Raw genomic sequence first — 14,803 nt, forward strand, 5'->3', positions numbered from 1 at the left:
CGCAGAACAGAACCACTGCACTTCCGTCTTGCGTCGCTGCATCAGCAGCAGAGAAACGAGATTATGAACAACGTTTTGAAGTCTGTCAACAAGAAATTCGAACTTCCTTATCGACCAAAACTGCTTTGCGTCGATCCGCCTCACTTGATGCAAACGGGCCGTGTGGACTTCACACGGCCCGTCGACCTCAAGCTTGGTGCCGGCTGCAGGACTCGAACCCGCCACCTCATGATTACAAGTCAAGCGCTCTACCTGATGAGCTAAGCCGGCGAAGGACGAGATTCTACTTCATTTGACGACTTTGAGGTGGGACCTCACAGCCGATTTCGAAGCGTCTTCTCCGAGCCCGGACTGCGGCTCTTCGCGCGCGGCATCGGCTGCCTCGCCCGGCGATTCCTCGACCTGGCGAGGAGCGCGCTCGGCGGGACGCGGCGCAAGCGGCGCACCGACCGGTTCCGCGCCAGGATGCGCCGCCGGCTCGACCGGGAAGGCCATGCCCTGCCCATTCTCTCGTGCATAAATGGCGAGCACATTCGCCACCTGCACTTCGATCTTGTGCGACTTGCCAGAGAACCGCGCGCTGAACTCGATCCATTCATTGCCCATCTGCAACTGGCTCGTCGCCTCGAAGCTGATGTTCAACACGATCTCGTCGTTGCGGACGAACTGCCGCGGCACGCGCGTAGCCGCGTCGACCCGCACCGCGATGTGTGGCGTGAACCCGTTATCCGTGCACCATTCGTACAGCGCGCGCAGCAGATAAGGCTTGGTGGAAATCTCTTGCATCAACTTTCCTCCGCCGGGAGCGCCGCGCCGCACAAGTGCGCGCCGCCGCGTCCCAACGCTCTCAGACTAGCGACGCATCACCTTTTCGGAAGGCGTCAGCGCTTCAATATAAGCCGGTCGGCTGAAGATCCGCTCGGCATACTTCATCAACGGCGCTGCATTCTTCGACAACTCGATGCCGTAGTGATCCAGACGCCACAACAGCGGTGCGATTGCCACGTCGAGCATCGAGAATTCTTCGCCCAGCATGTACTTGTTCTTCAGGAAGATCGGTGCGAGCTGCGTGAGACGGTCGCGGATGGCACTGCGCGCCTTCTCGTGATTCTTCTCGGCCGCCTTGCCCTTCTCGTTCTCGAGCGTCCCGACGTGCACGAACAACTCTTTCTCGAAATTGAGCAGGAACAGCCGCGCCCGTGCGCGCTGCACAGGATCCGCGGGCATCAGCTGCGGATGCGGAAAACGCTCGTCGATGTATTCATTGATGATATTCGACTCGTACAGGATCAGGTCCCGCTCGACGAGAATCGGCACCTGGCCATACGGATTCATCACCGCGATGTCTTCCGGCTTGTTGAACAGGTCAACGTCGCGAATCTCGAAATCCATGCCCTTTTCGAACAACACCAGCCGGCAGCGCTGGGAGAACGGGCAAGTAGTGCCGGAATACAGAACCATCATGTTTTTAAAGTTCCTTCAGTAAACTCGAAGGGCCGGCCGCGGCATTTTCCTGAGAAAACGCCGTCGCGCCGACCCACGCCGTTGAAGGCGCGCTATTTGATATCTTTCCAGTATGCCGCGTTCAGGCGCCACGCGAGGAAACTCAAGAGCGCCAGGAACAGCAGAACCCAGACGCCGAGCCGCTTGCGCGTCTGCTGCGCAGGTTCCGACATCCACGACATGTACGAAACGAGATCGGCTACAGCAGAATCATAATCCACGGACGACATGGCGCCCGGTGTAACCTGAGTGTAACCCACGAATCTTCTTACCTTTTCGCCAGTGTGCTCGTCGACGTCGGTCTCGAACTTGGCGTCCCGGATGCCCTGCAACGTCCACAACACATGGGGCATGCCGACGTTCTCATACACGAGATTGTTCCAGCCGGTGGGCCGGGTCGGATCACGGTAGAAGCTCCGCAGATACGTGTACAACCAGTCCTTGCCGCGCGCCCGCGCCTCCACCGACAAATCCGGCGGCGCCGCGCCGAGCCACGCCTTCGCGTCTTCCGGACGCATCGCTATGGACATGGTATTGCCGACCTTGTCCGTCGTGAAGAGCAGATTTTCCTGAATTTGCTTCTCACTGAGGCCGATGTCGGTCAGCCGGTTGTACCGCATCAGCGTCGCGCTATGGCAGTTCAGGCAGTAGTTTACAAAAATCTGGGCGCCATGCTGCAGGGACGCAAGATTGTCGGAACTGTCCGGCGCGCGATCCAGGACCGCGCCTTCCTGGGCATGCACCGTCGTCGCCGTTCCGAACGCAAACAGCACCGCACCGATCATCGATATTGTAGAGAGCCATTTTTTCATCGTATTCGTCTCCGGACGTGAGCTCAGTGAGGTTTGTAGTGCACTCGCTCCGGCGGCGTCTTGAATTTGCCGCGCGGCGTCCAGAACGGCATGCCGAGGAAAAACGCGAAGTAGATCAGCGCGCAGATCTGCGCGATCAGCGTCGCGGCGGGCGATGGCGGTCGCGTTCCCAAAAAGCCCAGCAGCAGGAAGGCGAACACGAAGATCCCGTAGAACACCTTGTGGAACAGCGGCCGGTAACGGATCGACTTGACCGGGCTGCGGTCAAGCCACGGCAGGAAGAACAGCGACACCACCGCCGCGCCCATCACCACCACGCCCCAGAATTTCGATTCGGTCAGCGCCATGAAGATCAGCACGAGCACCGCCAGCACCGGCAGGCCCAGCCGCCACTTGCCGCGCGCCTTCAGCAACGCGAGCAAACCAAGCACCGCGATCACGATCATCAGCACGATCTTGAACGGATCCGTGGTCGCGCGCAGCATCGCGTAGAAAGCCGTGAAATACCAGACCGGCGCGATTTCCGGCGGCGTCTGCAACGGATTGGCCGGCACGAAGTTGTTCGCTTCGAGGAAATACCCGCCCATTTCCGGCGCGAAGAAGATGATCGCCGCAAAAATCAGCAGAAATACGCTCACGCCCATGAAGTCGTGCACGGAGTAGTACGGGTGGAACGGAATGCCGTCGACCGGGATGCCGTTCGCGTCCTTCTTCGCCTTGATCTCGATGCCGTCCGGATTGTTCGAGCCCACTTCATGCAGCGCGACCAGATGCGCGACCACCAGACCCAGCAGCACCAGCGGAATTGCAATGACGTGGAACGCGAAGAAGCGGTTCAGCGTGACATCGGAGACGACGTAATCGCCGCGAATCCACAGCGACAGGTCCGGCCCGATGAACGGAATCGCCGAGAACAGGTTCACGATCACCTGCGCGCCCCAGAACGACATCTGCCCCCACGGCAGCAGATAGCCGAAGAACGCCTCGGCCATGAGACACAGGAAGATGGCGCAGCCGAAAATCCACACGAGTTCGCGCGGCTTGCGGTACGAGCCGTACATCAGCCCGCGGAACATGTGCAGGTAGACGACGACGAAGAACATCGAGGCGCCCGTCGAGTGCATGTAGCGGATGAGCCAGCCCCATGGCACCTCGCGCATGATGTACTCGACCGATGCGAACGCGAGCGTCGCATCGGGCTTGTAGTTCATCGTCAGGAAGATGCCGGTGACGATCTGGTTCACCAGCACCAGCATGGCAAGCGAGCCGAAGAAGTACCAGAAGTTGAAGTTCTTCGGTGCGTAGTATTCGGAAACGTGCTTCTTCCACGTGGAGGTCAGCGGAAACCGGCGATCGATCCAGCCGATCAGGCCCGTAGTCTCCACTTCCTTGTCTGCGGTCGCCATTTACGCCTCTCCCTTTTCGTCCTTGCCGATCACGAGTTGCGTCGCGGAAGTGAACATGAACGGGGGAATGTCCAGGTTCTGCGGCGCAGGCTTGTTTTTGAAGACGCGGCCCGCCAGGTCATACGTGGAGCCGTGACACGGGCAGAGGAAACCGCCCGGCCAGTTATCGGGGAGATTGGGTTGGGCACCTTCCTGGAAGCGCGGCGTCGGCGTGCAGCCCAGATGGGTGCACACGGCGACCGCCACGAGAATGTTCTTGCGATCGGCACGGGACCGATACTCGTTGTTGCAGTACTCCGGCAACGGCATCGAGAATTCCATCTTGGACTTCGGGTCGGCCACTTCGTTGTCGGCCTTCTTGATGTCCGCGAGCATCTCGTCGGTGCGGTTGAGGATCCACACCGGTTTGCCGCGCCAGGCAACCGTCATCATTTCGCCCGGCTTGAGTCCGCTGATGTCGACCTCGACGGGCGCGCCCGCCGCCTTGGCCTTCTCCGATGGAGCGAACGAGCCCACGAAGGGCACGAGCGTTGCCACACCTCCGACACCACCTGCTACGGTCGTCGCAATCAGCCAGGTACGGCGGCCGCCGTCGACGCGTTTCTCATCCTTGTCTCGCATCACACGCCCCACTTCTGAGTTGGATTTATACCGTCACATCAGTGTTCCGCCGTTAGTGTGCGCGAATGGACTTGGCATTTACAAGGGCTGACTAGCAAAAATCACTCGAAGTAATTGATGCTTCAGGGTTTTCCCCACGTTTTTCGCGCAATCTCGTGAAGCATTCTTTTAACGCTGTTAAGGCGGTTGCAAGCAGAAATAATCGATGCTGCGACTTAATGGCGCATTAAACCGGGTTATCGATGTCGATAAAAAGATGCTCGATATCGAACTGCTCCGAGAGATGTGCGCCCAGCGCCTGCACGCCATAACGTTCGGTGGCGTGATGACCCGCGCCGATATACGCGACGCCCGATTCCGCCGCCGTGTGCATGGTCTGCTCGGAGACTTCGCCGCTCAGATACACGTCGGCGCCGGCCGCGATGGCTTCGTCGAAATAGCCTTGCGCGCCGCCGGTGCACCATGCCACGCGGCGCAGTTCGCGGTCCGCATCGCCGAATACGAGCGGCTTGCGGCCGAGCGCATTCTCGACCATCGCGCTGAAGTGCTCGAGCGAGAGCGGCATCCCGAGCGTCGCGATCCAGCCCAGGTCCTGGTCGGCGAAACGGTTGTCCGCGATCAACCCGAGCCGCGCACCGATCTGCGCATTGTTGCCGAATTCCGGATGCGAATCGAGCGGCAGGTGGTAGGCGAACAGGTTGACGTCGTTGGCGATCAGCGTGCGCAGTCTGCGATGCTTGCGCCCCGTGATCTGCGGCGCCTCGTTGCGCCAGAAGTAGCCGTGATGCACGAGCACGGTGTCGGCGCCCCATTCCAGCGCGGCCTCGAGGAACGCCAGCGAGGCCGTCACGCCGGTCGCGATCTTCTGCACGCGGCGCGTGCCTTCAACCTGCAGACCGTTCGGGCAATAGTCCTTGAAGCGGCCGATTTCCAGCAGATTGTTCAGATACAATTCGAGTTCGATCCGATCCATGAAATCCTCTATCCCTTCAAATGCTTAGACGCTTCTGGCTATTTTTTGCCCAAGCGGTCACCGTGCTTTTGGCCCTGATGTTCATCATTGCGACCTTGAAACCGCAGTGGCTTCAGCGCCAGGGCCAGTTCGGCAAGCAGCTTGCCGAGCCGATCGTCGCGTTGCAGGAAGTGGCGCCGAGCATCGGCTCACGCCCCGTTCAATCGTCCTATTCGGAAGGCGCGCAAAAGGCGATGCCGGCCGTCGTGAACGTGTTCTCCAGCAAGGACGGCAACCTGCCGCCCGACCCGCGCGCGAAAGACCCGCTGTTCCGCTATTTCTTCGGTGACAAGAACAAGCGCAAGAGCGACGAGCCGCCGGCGTCGAATCTCGGCTCAGGTGTCATCGTCAGCTCGGAAGGTTACATTCTAACGAACCAGCATGTCGTCGACGGCGCAGATCAAATCGAGGTTGCGCTCGCCGATGGCCGCACGTCCAGCGCAAAGGTGATCGGCGTCGATCCGGAAACCGATCTGGCGGTGCTGAAGATCAACATGACCAACCTGCCGTCCATCACGCTCGGCCGCATGGACCAGACGCGCGTCGGTGATGTCGTGCTGGCGATCGGCAATCCGTTCGGCGTCGGGCAGACGGTCACGATGGGCATCGTCAGCGCGCTCGGCCGCAATCACCTCGGCATCAACACGTTCGAGAACTTCATCCAGACCGACGCGGCCATCAACCCGGGCAATTCCGGCGGCGCGCTCGTCGACGTCAACGGCAACCTGCTCGGCATCAATACTGCCATCTACTCGCGCAGCGGCGGTTCGCTCGGTATCGGCTTCGCGATTCCGGTGTCCACTGCGCGCAGCGTGCTCGAAAGCATCATCACGACGGGCAGCGTGACGCGCGGCTGGATCGGCGTGGAGCCGCAGGATGTGACGCCGGAGATCGCCGAATCGTTCGGGCTGGACCAGAAGGCCGGTGCGATCGTTGCGGGCGTGCTGCAAGGCGGCCCGGCCGACAAGGCCGGCATCAAGCCGGGCGACATCCTCGTGTCCATCAACGACGACACGATCACCGACACCACGCGCCTGCTCAACGTCGTTGCACAGATCAAGCCGGGCACCTCGGTGAAGGTTCACCTGATGCGCAAGAACAAGGAGCTCGACGTCAACGTGATGATCGGCAAGCGCCCCGCGCCGCCGCGCGCGCCGCAGATGCCGGAAGACGATCAGGGCGACCAGGGCGATCAGAACGACGAGTAAGAGGCGCCGCGTCTGAATAGCGAAAAAGGCAGCTTCGATGACTCGAAGCTGCCTTTTTATTTGCATGAGCGCGTGGGGCGCGACAATCGGCCGCACCCGTTCGGCTATTCCGTTGCCGCTTCGTCCTTCTTGACGCCATCCTTGCCGATCACCATCCGCGCCGCGATGATGCCGGCCTCATAGAGAATCACCAGCGGAATGGCGAGGATCAGTTGCGAGAACACGTCGGGCGGTGTGACCACCGCCGAAATGACGAAGGCGCCGACGATCACGTAAGGGCGGATCTGCTTGAGCTTCTGAATGGACACGACGCCCATGCGCGCGAGCAGCACCACGACGATCGGCACCTCGAAAGTCACGCCGAACGCAAGGAACATGGTCAGCACGAAGCTCAGATAGTTGTCGATATCCGTCGTCATTTCCGCGCCGAGCGGCGCATTGTAATGGGCCATCACGCGGAAGATGGTCGGGAACACGACGAAATAGGCGAACGCCATGCCGCACAGAAACAGCGAATAGCTGCTGAACACGAGCGGCGCGACCAGCTTCTTCTCGTGCTGGTATAGACCCGGCGCGACGAACGCCCAGATCTGGTACAGCACGAACGGCAGCGCAATGACGAAGGCGACGAGCATGGTCACCTTCATCGGCACGAAGAACGAGCCGGTGACGTCGGTGACGATCATCTTGCCGTCGCGCGGCAGGTTCTGCATCAGCGGGCGCGCCAGCAGCCGGAAAATGTCCGGCGCCCAGTACACCAGCCCGATGAACACGACGATGACCGACGCGCCCGCGCGAATGATGCGGTCACGCAGTTCGACGAGATGGGAAATGAACGTCTCTTCGACAGGCTCTTGCTTTGTTTCTTGCGGGTCGCTCACGCCGCCCTCGGTTGGAGTCATCGGTGAAGGAAGTGCGGCTCTCAGAAGAACTTCGTCGGCCGGCGCAGGGTGGCCGGCGTATGGCGGGCAACGCGCGCCGCGCCCGATTGCACGCGCGTGCGATGCACGGTGGTGCGTTTGTACCAGTTGGGGATTGCGCCCTGCTTGACGCGCCAGTTCTTGCGCTTCGCCGTGCCCGAAGTGGACGACGACTGCGCCCAGGGCTTGTCCGATCCAGCCGACGCCATGTCCACCGCTTCATCGGCACCGCCCGCGATGCTCGGCGCGACCGACGTGCCCTGATTCCACGCGTCGTTGAGTTCGGTTTCGTGGCGCTTCAGATTCTCGTGGATCGACGTTTCGACGTTGGACGCCGCCGTCTCGAACTCGGTGCGCATCTTCTTGAGTTCGTCGAGCTCCATCTCGCGCACGACTTCCGACTTGACGTCGTTGATGTAGCGTTGCGCGCGCCCGAACAGCGCGCCCGCCGTGCGGGCCACGCCGGGCAGGCGCTCCGGCCCGAGGACCACCAGCGCCACGACGCCGATGACCGCCATTTTTGTCAGACCGAGATCGAGCATTGAACGAGCTGTGAAGAGTTGCGGTCGGCGGACGGATTAACGGTAGTCGCCCGAACGGGACTTGTCCTTCGCTTCGACGTCCACCGCGCCGTTACGCGGCAGTTCGCGCTGGTCGGCCGGAGTGGCAGCCGTTTCATTCTCGCGCATGCCTTCCTTGAAGCCCTTCACCGCGCCACCCAGATCGCCGCCGATGTTACGCAGCTTCTTCGTGCCGAAGACCAGCGCCACGATCAACAGAACGATCAACCAATGCCAAATGCTCAACGAACCCATGAATGAAAACTCTCCGTGATTCCGCCCCGATTGGGATTCCGCGACGGAAGGTCGGCCTTTCAGCCCGTGCCGAGACAGGTCGCCTCTGCATCAGTTATCGATTTTGCTCGCCCAATATTTCATTGGAAAGGAGAAAGCCAACAAACCTTTCAGTTTTATCCCATCCGGCGCCACGGACGGTCGCCCGCCAGCAGATGCGCATGAATGTGATACACCTCCTGACCGCCCCCCGGCCCGGTATTGATGACCGTGCGAAAGCCGGTTTCGCCGCCCGTGTAGGCCACGCCCAGTTCCTTCGCCAGCCGTCCGACGAGGCTCACCATTCTACCAAGCAGCGGACTATCGCTTTCCGTGCAGTGCGAAAGTGTCTCGATATGTTTCCGCGGAATCACCAGCACGTGCACCGGCGCCGCCGGATTGATGTCGTTGAAGGCGACGAATTCATCGTCTTCGTAGACTTTCGTGCTCGGCAACTGGCCCGAAGCAATCTTGCAGAAGATGCAGTTGTCTTGGCTCATGAATTTTCCGTGGATCAGAACCACGCACGCGGTTCGATCGTCTTGTTTTCGTAGAGAAACAGCCAGCCCTTGACGACGCGGTAAAGCGTCCAGATGCTGACCGCGGCAAGAATCAGGAAGCCGACGCCGATCCAGATCGTCACGAGTCCGATCACATGGCCGAGCAGCGCCCACCAGAACGTGCGGATCTGCCAGGTGAAGTGATCTTCGTACGGCGTGCCGGCGGCGTCGCCGCGCTTGATGTAGTTGAGAATGATGGCGATCAGGCCGGTCAGCCCGCCCGTCAGCCAGTAGACGGCGTACAGCGCATACAGCACATGGGTGAAGGTGCGCATGTTGCGCGGATCGCTCGAATCCTGCACGACAGGCGGCGGATACGGTTCATAAGGCCGGTTCATGCTTGCCCTCCTTCGCATTGAAGCGAAAAGCTCGTCAGCCGCCGTTCTGCTCGCGCTCGCGCGACTTGCGCAGCGCCTTCTCCTCGATTCCCGACAAACCTTCGCGCCGCTCCAGTTCCGCGATCACGTCGGCAGGGCTCAAGTCGAAGTGCGACAGCATCACGAGACAATGAAACCACAAATCGGCGACTTCGCTGACAAGCGCCTTCGGCGCGCCGCCATGTCGCGCGTCCTTCGCGGCGAGCACGACTTCCGTCGCTTCCTCGCCGATCTTCTTCAGGACCGCGTCATCACCTTTGTGAAAGAGTCGCGAAACGTAGGATTGTTCCGGATCGCCGCCCTTGCGGCCGTCGATGACGGCGGCAAGGCGCAACAACGTGTCCAGCGTGGTGGCTTGCGTCATTTGTAGATGCGTTCGGGGTCTTTCAGCACGGGCTCGACGGCAACCCACTCGCCGCTGTCCGCCGTGCCTTCGAATTTCTGGAAAAAACAGGAATGGCGGCCGGTGTGGCACGCAATGCCCGACACCTGCTCGACCTTGAGCAGCACGACGTCTTCGTCGCAATCGAGCCGCACATCGTGGACATGCTGCACGTGTCCGGATTCCTCGCCCTTGAACCACAGGCGCTGGCGCGAGCGCGAGAAATACACCGCGCGCTTGAGTTCGATGGTCTTCGCGAGCGCCTCGCGGTTCATCCACGCGAACATCAGGACGTCGTTGGTCGAGGCTTCCTGCGCGATCACCGGCACGAGGCCGTTCGCGTCCCACTTGACGTGGTCGAGCCAGCTGGCGTTGTCAGTCATGCTTCAGGTCCTCACCGCGATGCCCTGCCCGGCCATGAAGCGCTTCGCTTCGCCGACCGTGTGCTCGCCGTAGTGGAAGATGCTGGCGGCCAGCACGGCGTCCGCATGACCTTGCACGACGCCGTCCGCGAGATGCTGGAGCGAACCCACGCCGCCCGACGCGATCACCGGCACCGGCACCGCGTCCGAGACGGCGCGCGTCAGGGCGAGATCGAAGCCGGACTTGGTGCCGTCGCGGTCCATGCTGGTCAGGAGAATTTCGCCCGCGCCGAACTCGGCCATCTTGCGCGCCCATTCGATCGCGTCGATGCCGGTCGCCTTGCGGCCGCCGTGCGTGAAGACTTCCCAGCGCGACGGTTCGCCGTCCGCCGACACACGCTTGGCGTCGATGGCGACCACGATGCATTGCGAGCCGTGCTTGTCCGAGGCGTCGCGCACGAGCTGCGGGTTCGCGACCGCCGACGAGTTCATGCTGATCTTGTCCGCGCCGGCATTGAGCAGGCGCCGCACGTCTTCCACGGCGCGCACGCCGCCGCCGACGGTCAGCGGAATGAACACCTGGGACGCGACGGCCTCGATGATCGGCAGGATCAGGTCGCGCTGGTCCGAGGTGGCGGTGATGTCGAGGAAGGTGAGTTCGTCGGCGCCCTGGTCGTCATAGCGGCGCGCGATTTCGACGGGATCGCCGGCGTCGCGCAGCTCGACGAAGTTGACGCCCTTCACGACGCGGCCCGCGGTCACGTCGAGACAGGGAATGATGCGTTTAGCGAGAGCCATGTTCTGCCACTACTGGTTCGGTACGAAGTGAGGGCGGCTCGCGCCGCCCGATGCGCTTCTCAACATGTCCGCGCTGCAACGGCTTCAGGCGCCGTCGGCCTCGCGCAGCGCGTCGGCGCGCGTCTGGGCCGACTGGAAGTCGAGGTCGCCGGAGTAGATCGCGCGGCCGCAGATCACGCCTTCGATGCCTTCCGACTCGACCTCGCAGAGCGATTCGATGTCCGCCAGGTTCGACAGGCCGCCGCTCGCGATCACCGGAATCTTGACCGACTGCGCGAGCCGCACGGTGGCGTCGATGTTGATGCCCTGAAGCATGCCGTCACGGCCGATGTCGGTGTAGATGATCGACTCGCAGCCGTAGTCCTCGAACTTGCGCGCGAGATCGACGACTTCGTGACCGGTGAGCTTGCTCCAGCCGTCGGTGGCGACCTTGCCGTCCTTGGCGTCGAGCCCGACGATGATATGTCCGCCGAACGCGCTGCAGGCATCGCGCAGGAAACCCGGATTCTTCACCGCCGCCGTGCCGATGATCACATAGGCGAGGCCGTCGTCCAGATAGCGCTCGATGGTCTCGAGATCGCGGATGCCGCCGCCCAGCTGCACGGGGATCTGGCCGCCGACTTCATCGACGATGGCGCGGATCGCGTCGCCGTTGCGCGGCTTGCCTGCGAATGCGCCGTTCAGATCGACGAGATGAAGCCGCCGTGCGCCGCGATCGACCCAATGTCGGGCCATGGCCGCTGGATCTTCTGAAAAAATGGTCGCCTGGTCCATATCGCCCTGCTTGAGGCGCACGCACTGACCGTCCTTGAGATCGATGGCCGGAATGAGCAGCATAGGTATCGCGTATCTTCTGGGTGGAGTTGATCAAAACGGCGCCGGGCCGGTGCCCTTGCGGAGGCCTGCCCCGCGCGCCGTCTCGCTAGTGTAGTACAAGTCTTGCAGCGGTCATGCGCCCGTAGCAATACGTGCAAACGCAAGCGTATGCACGGTTTTACGGGTTCCAGTGAACGAAGTTCCGATACACGCGCAAGCCCGCCTCCGCGCTCTTCTCGGGGTGAAACTGGGTGGCGAAGAGGTTGTCGCGCGCCACCGCCGACGTGAACGCGGCGCCGTAGACCGTTTCGCCCGACGTATGCGCCGGATTCGCCGGCACCACGTGGTAGCTGTGCACGAAATAGAAGAACGCGCCGTCCGCGACGCCGTCCCACAGCGGATGCCGCTGCGTCTGGCGCACGCGGTTCCAGCCCATCTGCGGCACCTTGAAGCGCGAGCCGTCGTCCTGCAGCTGGCCGTCCAGCTGGAAGCGCACGACCTTGCCCGGCAGCAGGCCGAGGCCTTTCGTGTCGCCTTCCTCGCTCCAGTCGAACAGCATCTGCTCGCCGACGCACACGCCGAGCATCGGCTTTTCGCGCGCCGCCTGCAGCACGGCTTCCTGCAAACCGGATTCGCCCAGATGCGCCATGCAGTCGCGCATCGCGCCCTGCCCCGGCAGCACCACGCGATCCGCCGTGCGAATGCCTTCCGGCTGGGCGACGATCGCCACCTCCGCTTCGGGAGCCGCCTTCTTCAGCGCCTGGTAGACCGAGCGCAGGTTGCCCATTCCGTAATCAACAATCGCAATCGAAGTTTTCATTTCAAAGATGGCATCAGAGCCTTCAGACCGTTGACGATGAACTCCACCGCCAGCGCGGACAACATCAAACCCATGAGACGCGTCCCGATATTGATTCCGGTGCGTCCGACCCAGCGCGCAATGGGCTCCGCGAGATTCAGCGCGCCGAAGCACAGCCCCGCGATGATCGCGCCCAGCAGGACCAGTCCGAAGCGGTCGTACCAGTGCTGCGCATTGGCAGCATAGACGATCACCGTGCTGATCGAGCCGGGGCCGGTGAGAAGCGGAATGGCGAGCGGCACGACCGCGATGCTGTTGCGTTCCTCGGCTTCCATGCGTTCTTCCGGCGTGGAGCGCGCGTTGCCGACCTGCGCGTTCAACATGCTGATCGCCATGAGCAGCATGATGATGCCGCCGCCCACTTCGAACGAGCCCACCGAGATGCCGAAGAACGCGATGATCTGCTGACCGAGCAGCGCCGTCACCCCGATCACGCAGAACACCGAAATGGACGCGACGCGGATGGTATTGCGCCGCTCGATATCGGATTGCTGCGAGGTCAGACTGAGAAAAAACGGGATCGCGCCGATCGGATTGATCAGCGCGAGCAACGAGATGAACGACTTGAACAGATCCATCGTGGTCGCGGCACGCGCGCTCCCGGACAGCGTGATCGCTTAGAGACTGCCCTTGGTCGACGGAATCTGCCCCGCCGCGCGTTCGTCCAGTTCCACGGCCATGCGCAGCGCGCGGCCGAAGGCCTTGAAGACGGTCTCGACCTGATGGTGCGTGTTGAGGCCGCGCAGGTTGTCGATATGCAGCGTGACGCCCGCGTGATTCACGAAGCCGCGGAAGAATTCAATGGTGAGATCGACGTCGAAGGTGCCGATGCGCGCGCGCGTGAACGGCACATGGAACTCGAGACCCGGCCGGCCGGAGAAGTCGATGACGACGCGCGACAGCGCCTCGTCCAGCGGCACGTACGAATGACCGTAGCGGCGAATGCCCTTGCGGTCGCCGATGGCCTTCGCCACCGCCTGCCCGAGCGTGATGCCGGTGTCTTCCACCGTGTGATGGTCGTCGATATGGAGGTCGCCATGCGCTTCGATGTCGAGATCGATGAGCCCGTGACGGGCAATCTGGTCGAGCATGTGATCGAGGAACGGGACGCCGGTGGCGAGCTTCTGCTTGCCGGTGCCGTCCAGATCGAGCTTCACACGGATCTGCGTTTCGCTGGTGTTGCGAACGACTTCCGCAATGCGCATGGTGATTCCTTGAGACTGATCGAATGTGGGGGTTAGTTTGGGGCGAGCGGTGCGAGCTTTTTCAGCGCCGCGACCATGTGCGCGTTCTCTTCAGCCGTTCCGACCGTCAAACGCACGCAATTTGCCAGCAATGGGTGCATTTTACCCACGTTTTTGATCAAAACCCGCGAAGTCAAAAGGGTTTCGAAAGCCACCGCGGCATCCGGCACGCGCACCAGCAGGAAGTTGCCGGCGCTCGGAAAAACCGTCATGCCGGGCAAGGCCGCGACTTCCGCCGCGAGCTGCGTGCGCTGGCGGCGCAACTCGGCGGCCTGGCCGTCGAGCACGTCGAGGTGATCGAGCAGGAAGGCGGCGGTTGCCTGCGTCAGCACGTTGATGTTGTATGGCGGGCGCACCTTGTCGAACTGCATGATCCAGCCGGGACGCGCCGCCATGTAGCCCAGCCGGATGCCCGCGAGCCCCAGCTTCGATACGGTGCGCATCACGGCCACGTTGTCGAACTCCGCCGCGCGCGGCATCCAGCTCTTTTCCGCGAACGGCTGATACGCCTCGTCGATCACGACGAGACTCCGGCTCGCTGCGGCGATGACGCGCTCGATGTCGGCGTCGTCGTAGAGCGTGCCGGTCGGATTGTTCGGGTACGCGAGATACACGAGCGCGGGCGTGTGCGTTTCGATGGCGGCGATCAGCGCATCGATGTCCAGCGTGAAGTCCGCCTTCAGCGGCACGCCGATGAAGTCGAGATGCGCGAACTTCGCCGACATCTCGTACATGACGAAGCCCGGCACCGGCGCGACGATCTTCGCGCCCGGCTTCGAGCACGCCACCGACATCATGCTGATAAGTTCGTCCGAACCGTTGCCGAGCAGCACGTCGCAGGCATCGGGCACCTGCATCGTGCGCTTGATCTTCGCGAGCAGTTCGGCGGGACGCGGCGCCGGATAGCGGTTCAGCGCGACGCCGGCGAGATGCTCGCCCAGCGCCTTCGCGAGACTCTCCGGCAGCGTCCAGGGATTCTCCATCGCGTCGAGCTTGATGAGGCCCGTGGCGTCGGGCACCGGATAGCTCGCCATCGCGAGGACGTCGGGACGAATGATGTCTTGTGCTGTGGTCATGTTGTTCCAGCGTC

General features: G+C 62.1%; 20 protein-coding genes and 1 tRNA gene. 1 reads left to right on the forward strand and 20 read right to left on the reverse strand.

Going from position 1 to position 14,803, the window contains the following annotated elements; all coding sequences use genetic code 11:
- Nucleotides 1–194: 194 nt before the first annotated feature.
- The 7 genes from QCE62_RS13500 to QCE62_RS13530 all read right to left on the reverse strand — a co-directional run bounded on the left by QCE62_RS13500 (nucleotide 195) and on the right by QCE62_RS13530 (nucleotide 5,315).
- Nucleotides 195–270, reverse strand: a tRNA-Thr gene (locus QCE62_RS13500).
- A gap of 18 nt (nucleotides 271–288) precedes the next feature.
- On the reverse strand, nucleotides 289–786 hold the full coding sequence (locus tag QCE62_RS13505; RefSeq protein WP_309918717.1) for a ClpXP protease specificity-enhancing factor: 498 nt from the start codon (nucleotides 784–786) through the stop codon (nucleotides 289–291).
- Between the two features lie 66 nt (nucleotides 787–852).
- Nucleotides 853–1,464 carry a glutathione S-transferase N-terminal domain-containing protein gene (locus QCE62_RS13510; protein WP_008344155.1) on the reverse strand — a complete coding sequence of 204 codons (612 nt, stop codon included), beginning with the start codon at nucleotides 1,462–1,464 and terminating at the stop codon, nucleotides 853–855.
- 92 nt (nucleotides 1,465–1,556) lie between these two features.
- Nucleotides 1,557–2,315, reverse strand: coding sequence for a cytochrome c1 (locus QCE62_RS13515; RefSeq protein WP_309918722.1), 759 nt, complete (start codon nucleotides 2,313–2,315; stop codon nucleotides 1,557–1,559).
- 23 nt (nucleotides 2,316–2,338) lie between these two features.
- Nucleotides 2,339–3,721: a cytochrome bc complex cytochrome b subunit gene (locus tag QCE62_RS13520; RefSeq protein ID WP_309810173.1), complete on the reverse strand. Its 1,383-nt coding sequence runs from the start codon at nucleotides 3,719–3,721 to the stop codon at nucleotides 2,339–2,341.
- Nucleotides 3,722–4,342 (reverse strand): ubiquinol-cytochrome c reductase iron-sulfur subunit, encoded by a 621-nt coding sequence (gene petA / locus QCE62_RS13525; RefSeq protein WP_309833512.1) that lies wholly within the window; start codon nucleotides 4,340–4,342, stop codon nucleotides 3,722–3,724.
- A gap of 226 nt (nucleotides 4,343–4,568) precedes the next feature.
- Complete coding sequence (locus QCE62_RS13530) at nucleotides 4,569–5,315, reverse strand: Nif3-like dinuclear metal center hexameric protein (protein WP_309810175.1); 747 nt, start codon at nucleotides 5,313–5,315, stop codon at nucleotides 4,569–4,571.
- 20 nt (nucleotides 5,316–5,335) lie between these two features.
- Here QCE62_RS13530 and QCE62_RS13535 point away from each other — a divergent pair, with 20 nt between their 5' ends.
- On the forward strand, nucleotides 5,336–6,562 hold the full coding sequence (locus tag QCE62_RS13535) for a Do family serine endopeptidase (RefSeq protein ID WP_309810178.1): 1,227 nt from the start codon (nucleotides 5,336–5,338) through the stop codon (nucleotides 6,560–6,562).
- Nucleotides 6,563–6,666: 104 nt separating this feature from the next.
- On the opposite strand, the gene tatC is transcribed toward QCE62_RS13535, so the two are convergent.
- From tatC to hisC, 13 genes are all read right to left on the reverse strand, one after another.
- Nucleotides 6,667–7,443 carry a twin-arginine translocase subunit TatC gene (gene tatC / locus QCE62_RS13540; protein ID WP_309918725.1) on the reverse strand — a complete coding sequence of 259 codons (777 nt, stop codon included), beginning with the start codon at nucleotides 7,441–7,443 and terminating at the stop codon, nucleotides 6,667–6,669.
- A 41-nt stretch (nucleotides 7,444–7,484) separates the two neighbouring features.
- Nucleotides 7,485–8,024 carry a Sec-independent protein translocase protein TatB gene (gene tatB / locus QCE62_RS13545; protein ID WP_309918728.1) on the reverse strand — a complete coding sequence of 180 codons (540 nt, stop codon included), beginning with the start codon at nucleotides 8,022–8,024 and terminating at the stop codon, nucleotides 7,485–7,487.
- A 36-nt stretch (nucleotides 8,025–8,060) separates the two neighbouring features.
- The gene (tatA, locus tag QCE62_RS13550) at nucleotides 8,061–8,297 is read right to left on the reverse strand and encodes a Sec-independent protein translocase subunit TatA (protein ID WP_309918734.1); all 237 of its coding nucleotides are present in this window, start codon (nucleotides 8,295–8,297) and stop codon (nucleotides 8,061–8,063) included.
- A gap of 155 nt (nucleotides 8,298–8,452) precedes the next feature.
- Complete coding sequence (locus tag QCE62_RS13555) at nucleotides 8,453–8,815, reverse strand: histidine triad nucleotide-binding protein (protein WP_309918737.1); 363 nt, start codon at nucleotides 8,813–8,815, stop codon at nucleotides 8,453–8,455.
- A gap of 14 nt (nucleotides 8,816–8,829) precedes the next feature.
- On the reverse strand, nucleotides 8,830–9,213 hold the full coding sequence (locus tag QCE62_RS13560) for a hypothetical protein (protein WP_309810190.1): 384 nt from the start codon (nucleotides 9,211–9,213) through the stop codon (nucleotides 8,830–8,832).
- Between the two features lie 34 nt (nucleotides 9,214–9,247).
- Nucleotides 9,248–9,616, reverse strand: a complete 369-nt coding sequence (locus QCE62_RS13565; RefSeq protein ID WP_309810192.1) for a phosphoribosyl-ATP diphosphatase — start codon at nucleotides 9,614–9,616, stop codon at nucleotides 9,248–9,250.
- Nucleotides 9,613–10,017 (reverse strand): phosphoribosyl-AMP cyclohydrolase, encoded by a 405-nt coding sequence (gene hisI, locus QCE62_RS13570; RefSeq protein WP_309810197.1) that lies wholly within the window; start codon nucleotides 10,015–10,017, stop codon nucleotides 9,613–9,615. The genes QCE62_RS13565 and hisI overlap by 4 nt, the downstream gene beginning before the upstream one ends.
- Nucleotides 10,018–10,020: 3 nt before the next feature.
- A complete protein-coding gene (gene hisF, locus QCE62_RS13575) occupies nucleotides 10,021–10,794 on the reverse strand; it encodes an imidazole glycerol phosphate synthase subunit HisF (protein ID WP_309810200.1) in 774 nt (257 codons plus the stop codon).
- Between the two features lie 84 nt (nucleotides 10,795–10,878).
- Nucleotides 10,879–11,631 carry a 1-(5-phosphoribosyl)-5-[(5-phosphoribosylamino)methylideneamino]imidazole-4-carboxamide isomerase gene (gene hisA, locus QCE62_RS13580; protein WP_309810203.1) on the reverse strand — a complete coding sequence of 251 codons (753 nt, stop codon included), beginning with the start codon at nucleotides 11,629–11,631 and terminating at the stop codon, nucleotides 10,879–10,881.
- Between the two features lie 157 nt (nucleotides 11,632–11,788).
- Nucleotides 11,789–12,430 (reverse strand): imidazole glycerol phosphate synthase subunit HisH, encoded by a 642-nt coding sequence (gene hisH, locus QCE62_RS13585; RefSeq protein ID WP_309810205.1) that lies wholly within the window; start codon nucleotides 12,428–12,430, stop codon nucleotides 11,789–11,791.
- Nucleotides 12,427–13,047 carry an NAAT family transporter gene (locus QCE62_RS13590; protein WP_309810208.1) on the reverse strand — a complete coding sequence of 207 codons (621 nt, stop codon included), beginning with the start codon at nucleotides 13,045–13,047 and terminating at the stop codon, nucleotides 12,427–12,429. The genes hisH and QCE62_RS13590 overlap by 4 nt, the downstream gene beginning before the upstream one ends.
- Before the next feature lie 39 nt (nucleotides 13,048–13,086).
- Nucleotides 13,087–13,674: an imidazoleglycerol-phosphate dehydratase HisB gene (gene hisB / locus QCE62_RS13595; protein ID WP_309810210.1), complete on the reverse strand. Its 588-nt coding sequence runs from the start codon at nucleotides 13,672–13,674 to the stop codon at nucleotides 13,087–13,089.
- Between the two features lie 32 nt (nucleotides 13,675–13,706).
- Entirely contained in the window at nucleotides 13,707–14,789 is a 1,083-nt protein-coding gene (hisC, locus tag QCE62_RS13600; protein WP_309918741.1) for a histidinol-phosphate transaminase, read from the reverse strand.
- Between the last annotated feature and the right edge of the window lie 14 nt (nucleotides 14,790–14,803).

Source organism: Caballeronia sp. LZ033 (assembly GCF_031451265.1).
Taxonomy (GTDB): Bacteria; Pseudomonadota; Gammaproteobacteria; order Burkholderiales; family Burkholderiaceae; genus Caballeronia.

Coding starts and splice junctions, on each gene's coding strand:
- QCE62_RS13505 (WP_309918717.1), bottom strand. CDS start 786: ATGCAAGAGATTTCCACCAAGCCTTATCTGCTGCGCGCGCTGTACGAA.
- QCE62_RS13510 (WP_008344155.1), bottom strand. CDS start 1,464: ATGATGGTTCTGTATTCCGGCACTACTTGCCCGTTCTCCCAGCGCTGC.
- QCE62_RS13515 (WP_309918722.1), bottom strand. CDS start 2,315: ATGAAAAAATGGCTCTCTACAATATCGATGATCGGTGCGGTGCTGTTT.
- QCE62_RS13520 (WP_309810173.1), bottom strand. CDS start 3,721: ATGGCGACCGCAGACAAGGAAGTGGAGACTACGGGCCTGATCGGCTGG.
- petA (WP_309833512.1), bottom strand. CDS start 4,342: ATGCGAGACAAGGATGAGAAACGCGTCGACGGCGGCCGCCGTACCTGG.
- QCE62_RS13530 (WP_309810175.1), bottom strand. CDS start 5,315: ATGGATCGGATCGAACTCGAATTGTATCTGAACAATCTGCTGGAAATC.
- QCE62_RS13535 (WP_309810178.1), top strand. CDS start 5,336: ATGCTTAGACGCTTCTGGCTATTTTTTGCCCAAGCGGTCACCGTGCTT.
- tatB (WP_309918728.1), bottom strand. CDS start 8,024: ATGCTCGATCTCGGTCTGACAAAAATGGCGGTCATCGGCGTCGTGGCG.
- tatA (WP_309918734.1), bottom strand. CDS start 8,297: ATGGGTTCGTTGAGCATTTGGCATTGGTTGATCGTTCTGTTGATCGTG.
- QCE62_RS13555 (WP_309918737.1), bottom strand. CDS start 8,815: ATGAGCCAAGACAACTGCATCTTCTGCAAGATTGCTTCGGGCCAGTTG.
- QCE62_RS13560 (WP_309810190.1), bottom strand. CDS start 9,213: ATGAACCGGCCTTATGAACCGTATCCGCCGCCTGTCGTGCAGGATTCG.
- QCE62_RS13565 (WP_309810192.1), bottom strand. CDS start 9,616: ATGACGCAAGCCACCACGCTGGACACGTTGTTGCGCCTTGCCGCCGTC.
- hisI (WP_309810197.1), bottom strand. CDS start 10,017: ATGACTGACAACGCCAGCTGGCTCGACCACGTCAAGTGGGACGCGAAC.
- hisF (WP_309810200.1), bottom strand. CDS start 10,794: ATGGCTCTCGCTAAACGCATCATTCCCTGTCTCGACGTGACCGCGGGC.
- hisA (WP_309810203.1), bottom strand. CDS start 11,631: ATGCTGCTCATTCCGGCCATCGATCTCAAGGACGGTCAGTGCGTGCGC.
- hisH (WP_309810205.1), bottom strand. CDS start 12,430: ATGAAAACTTCGATTGCGATTGTTGATTACGGAATGGGCAACCTGCGC.
- QCE62_RS13590 (WP_309810208.1), bottom strand. CDS start 13,047: ATGGATCTGTTCAAGTCGTTCATCTCGTTGCTCGCGCTGATCAATCCG.
- hisB (WP_309810210.1), bottom strand. CDS start 13,674: ATGCGCATTGCGGAAGTCGTTCGCAACACCAGCGAAACGCAGATCCGT.
- hisC (WP_309918741.1), bottom strand. CDS start 14,789: ATGACCACAGCACAAGACATCATTCGTCCCGACGTCCTCGCGATGGCG.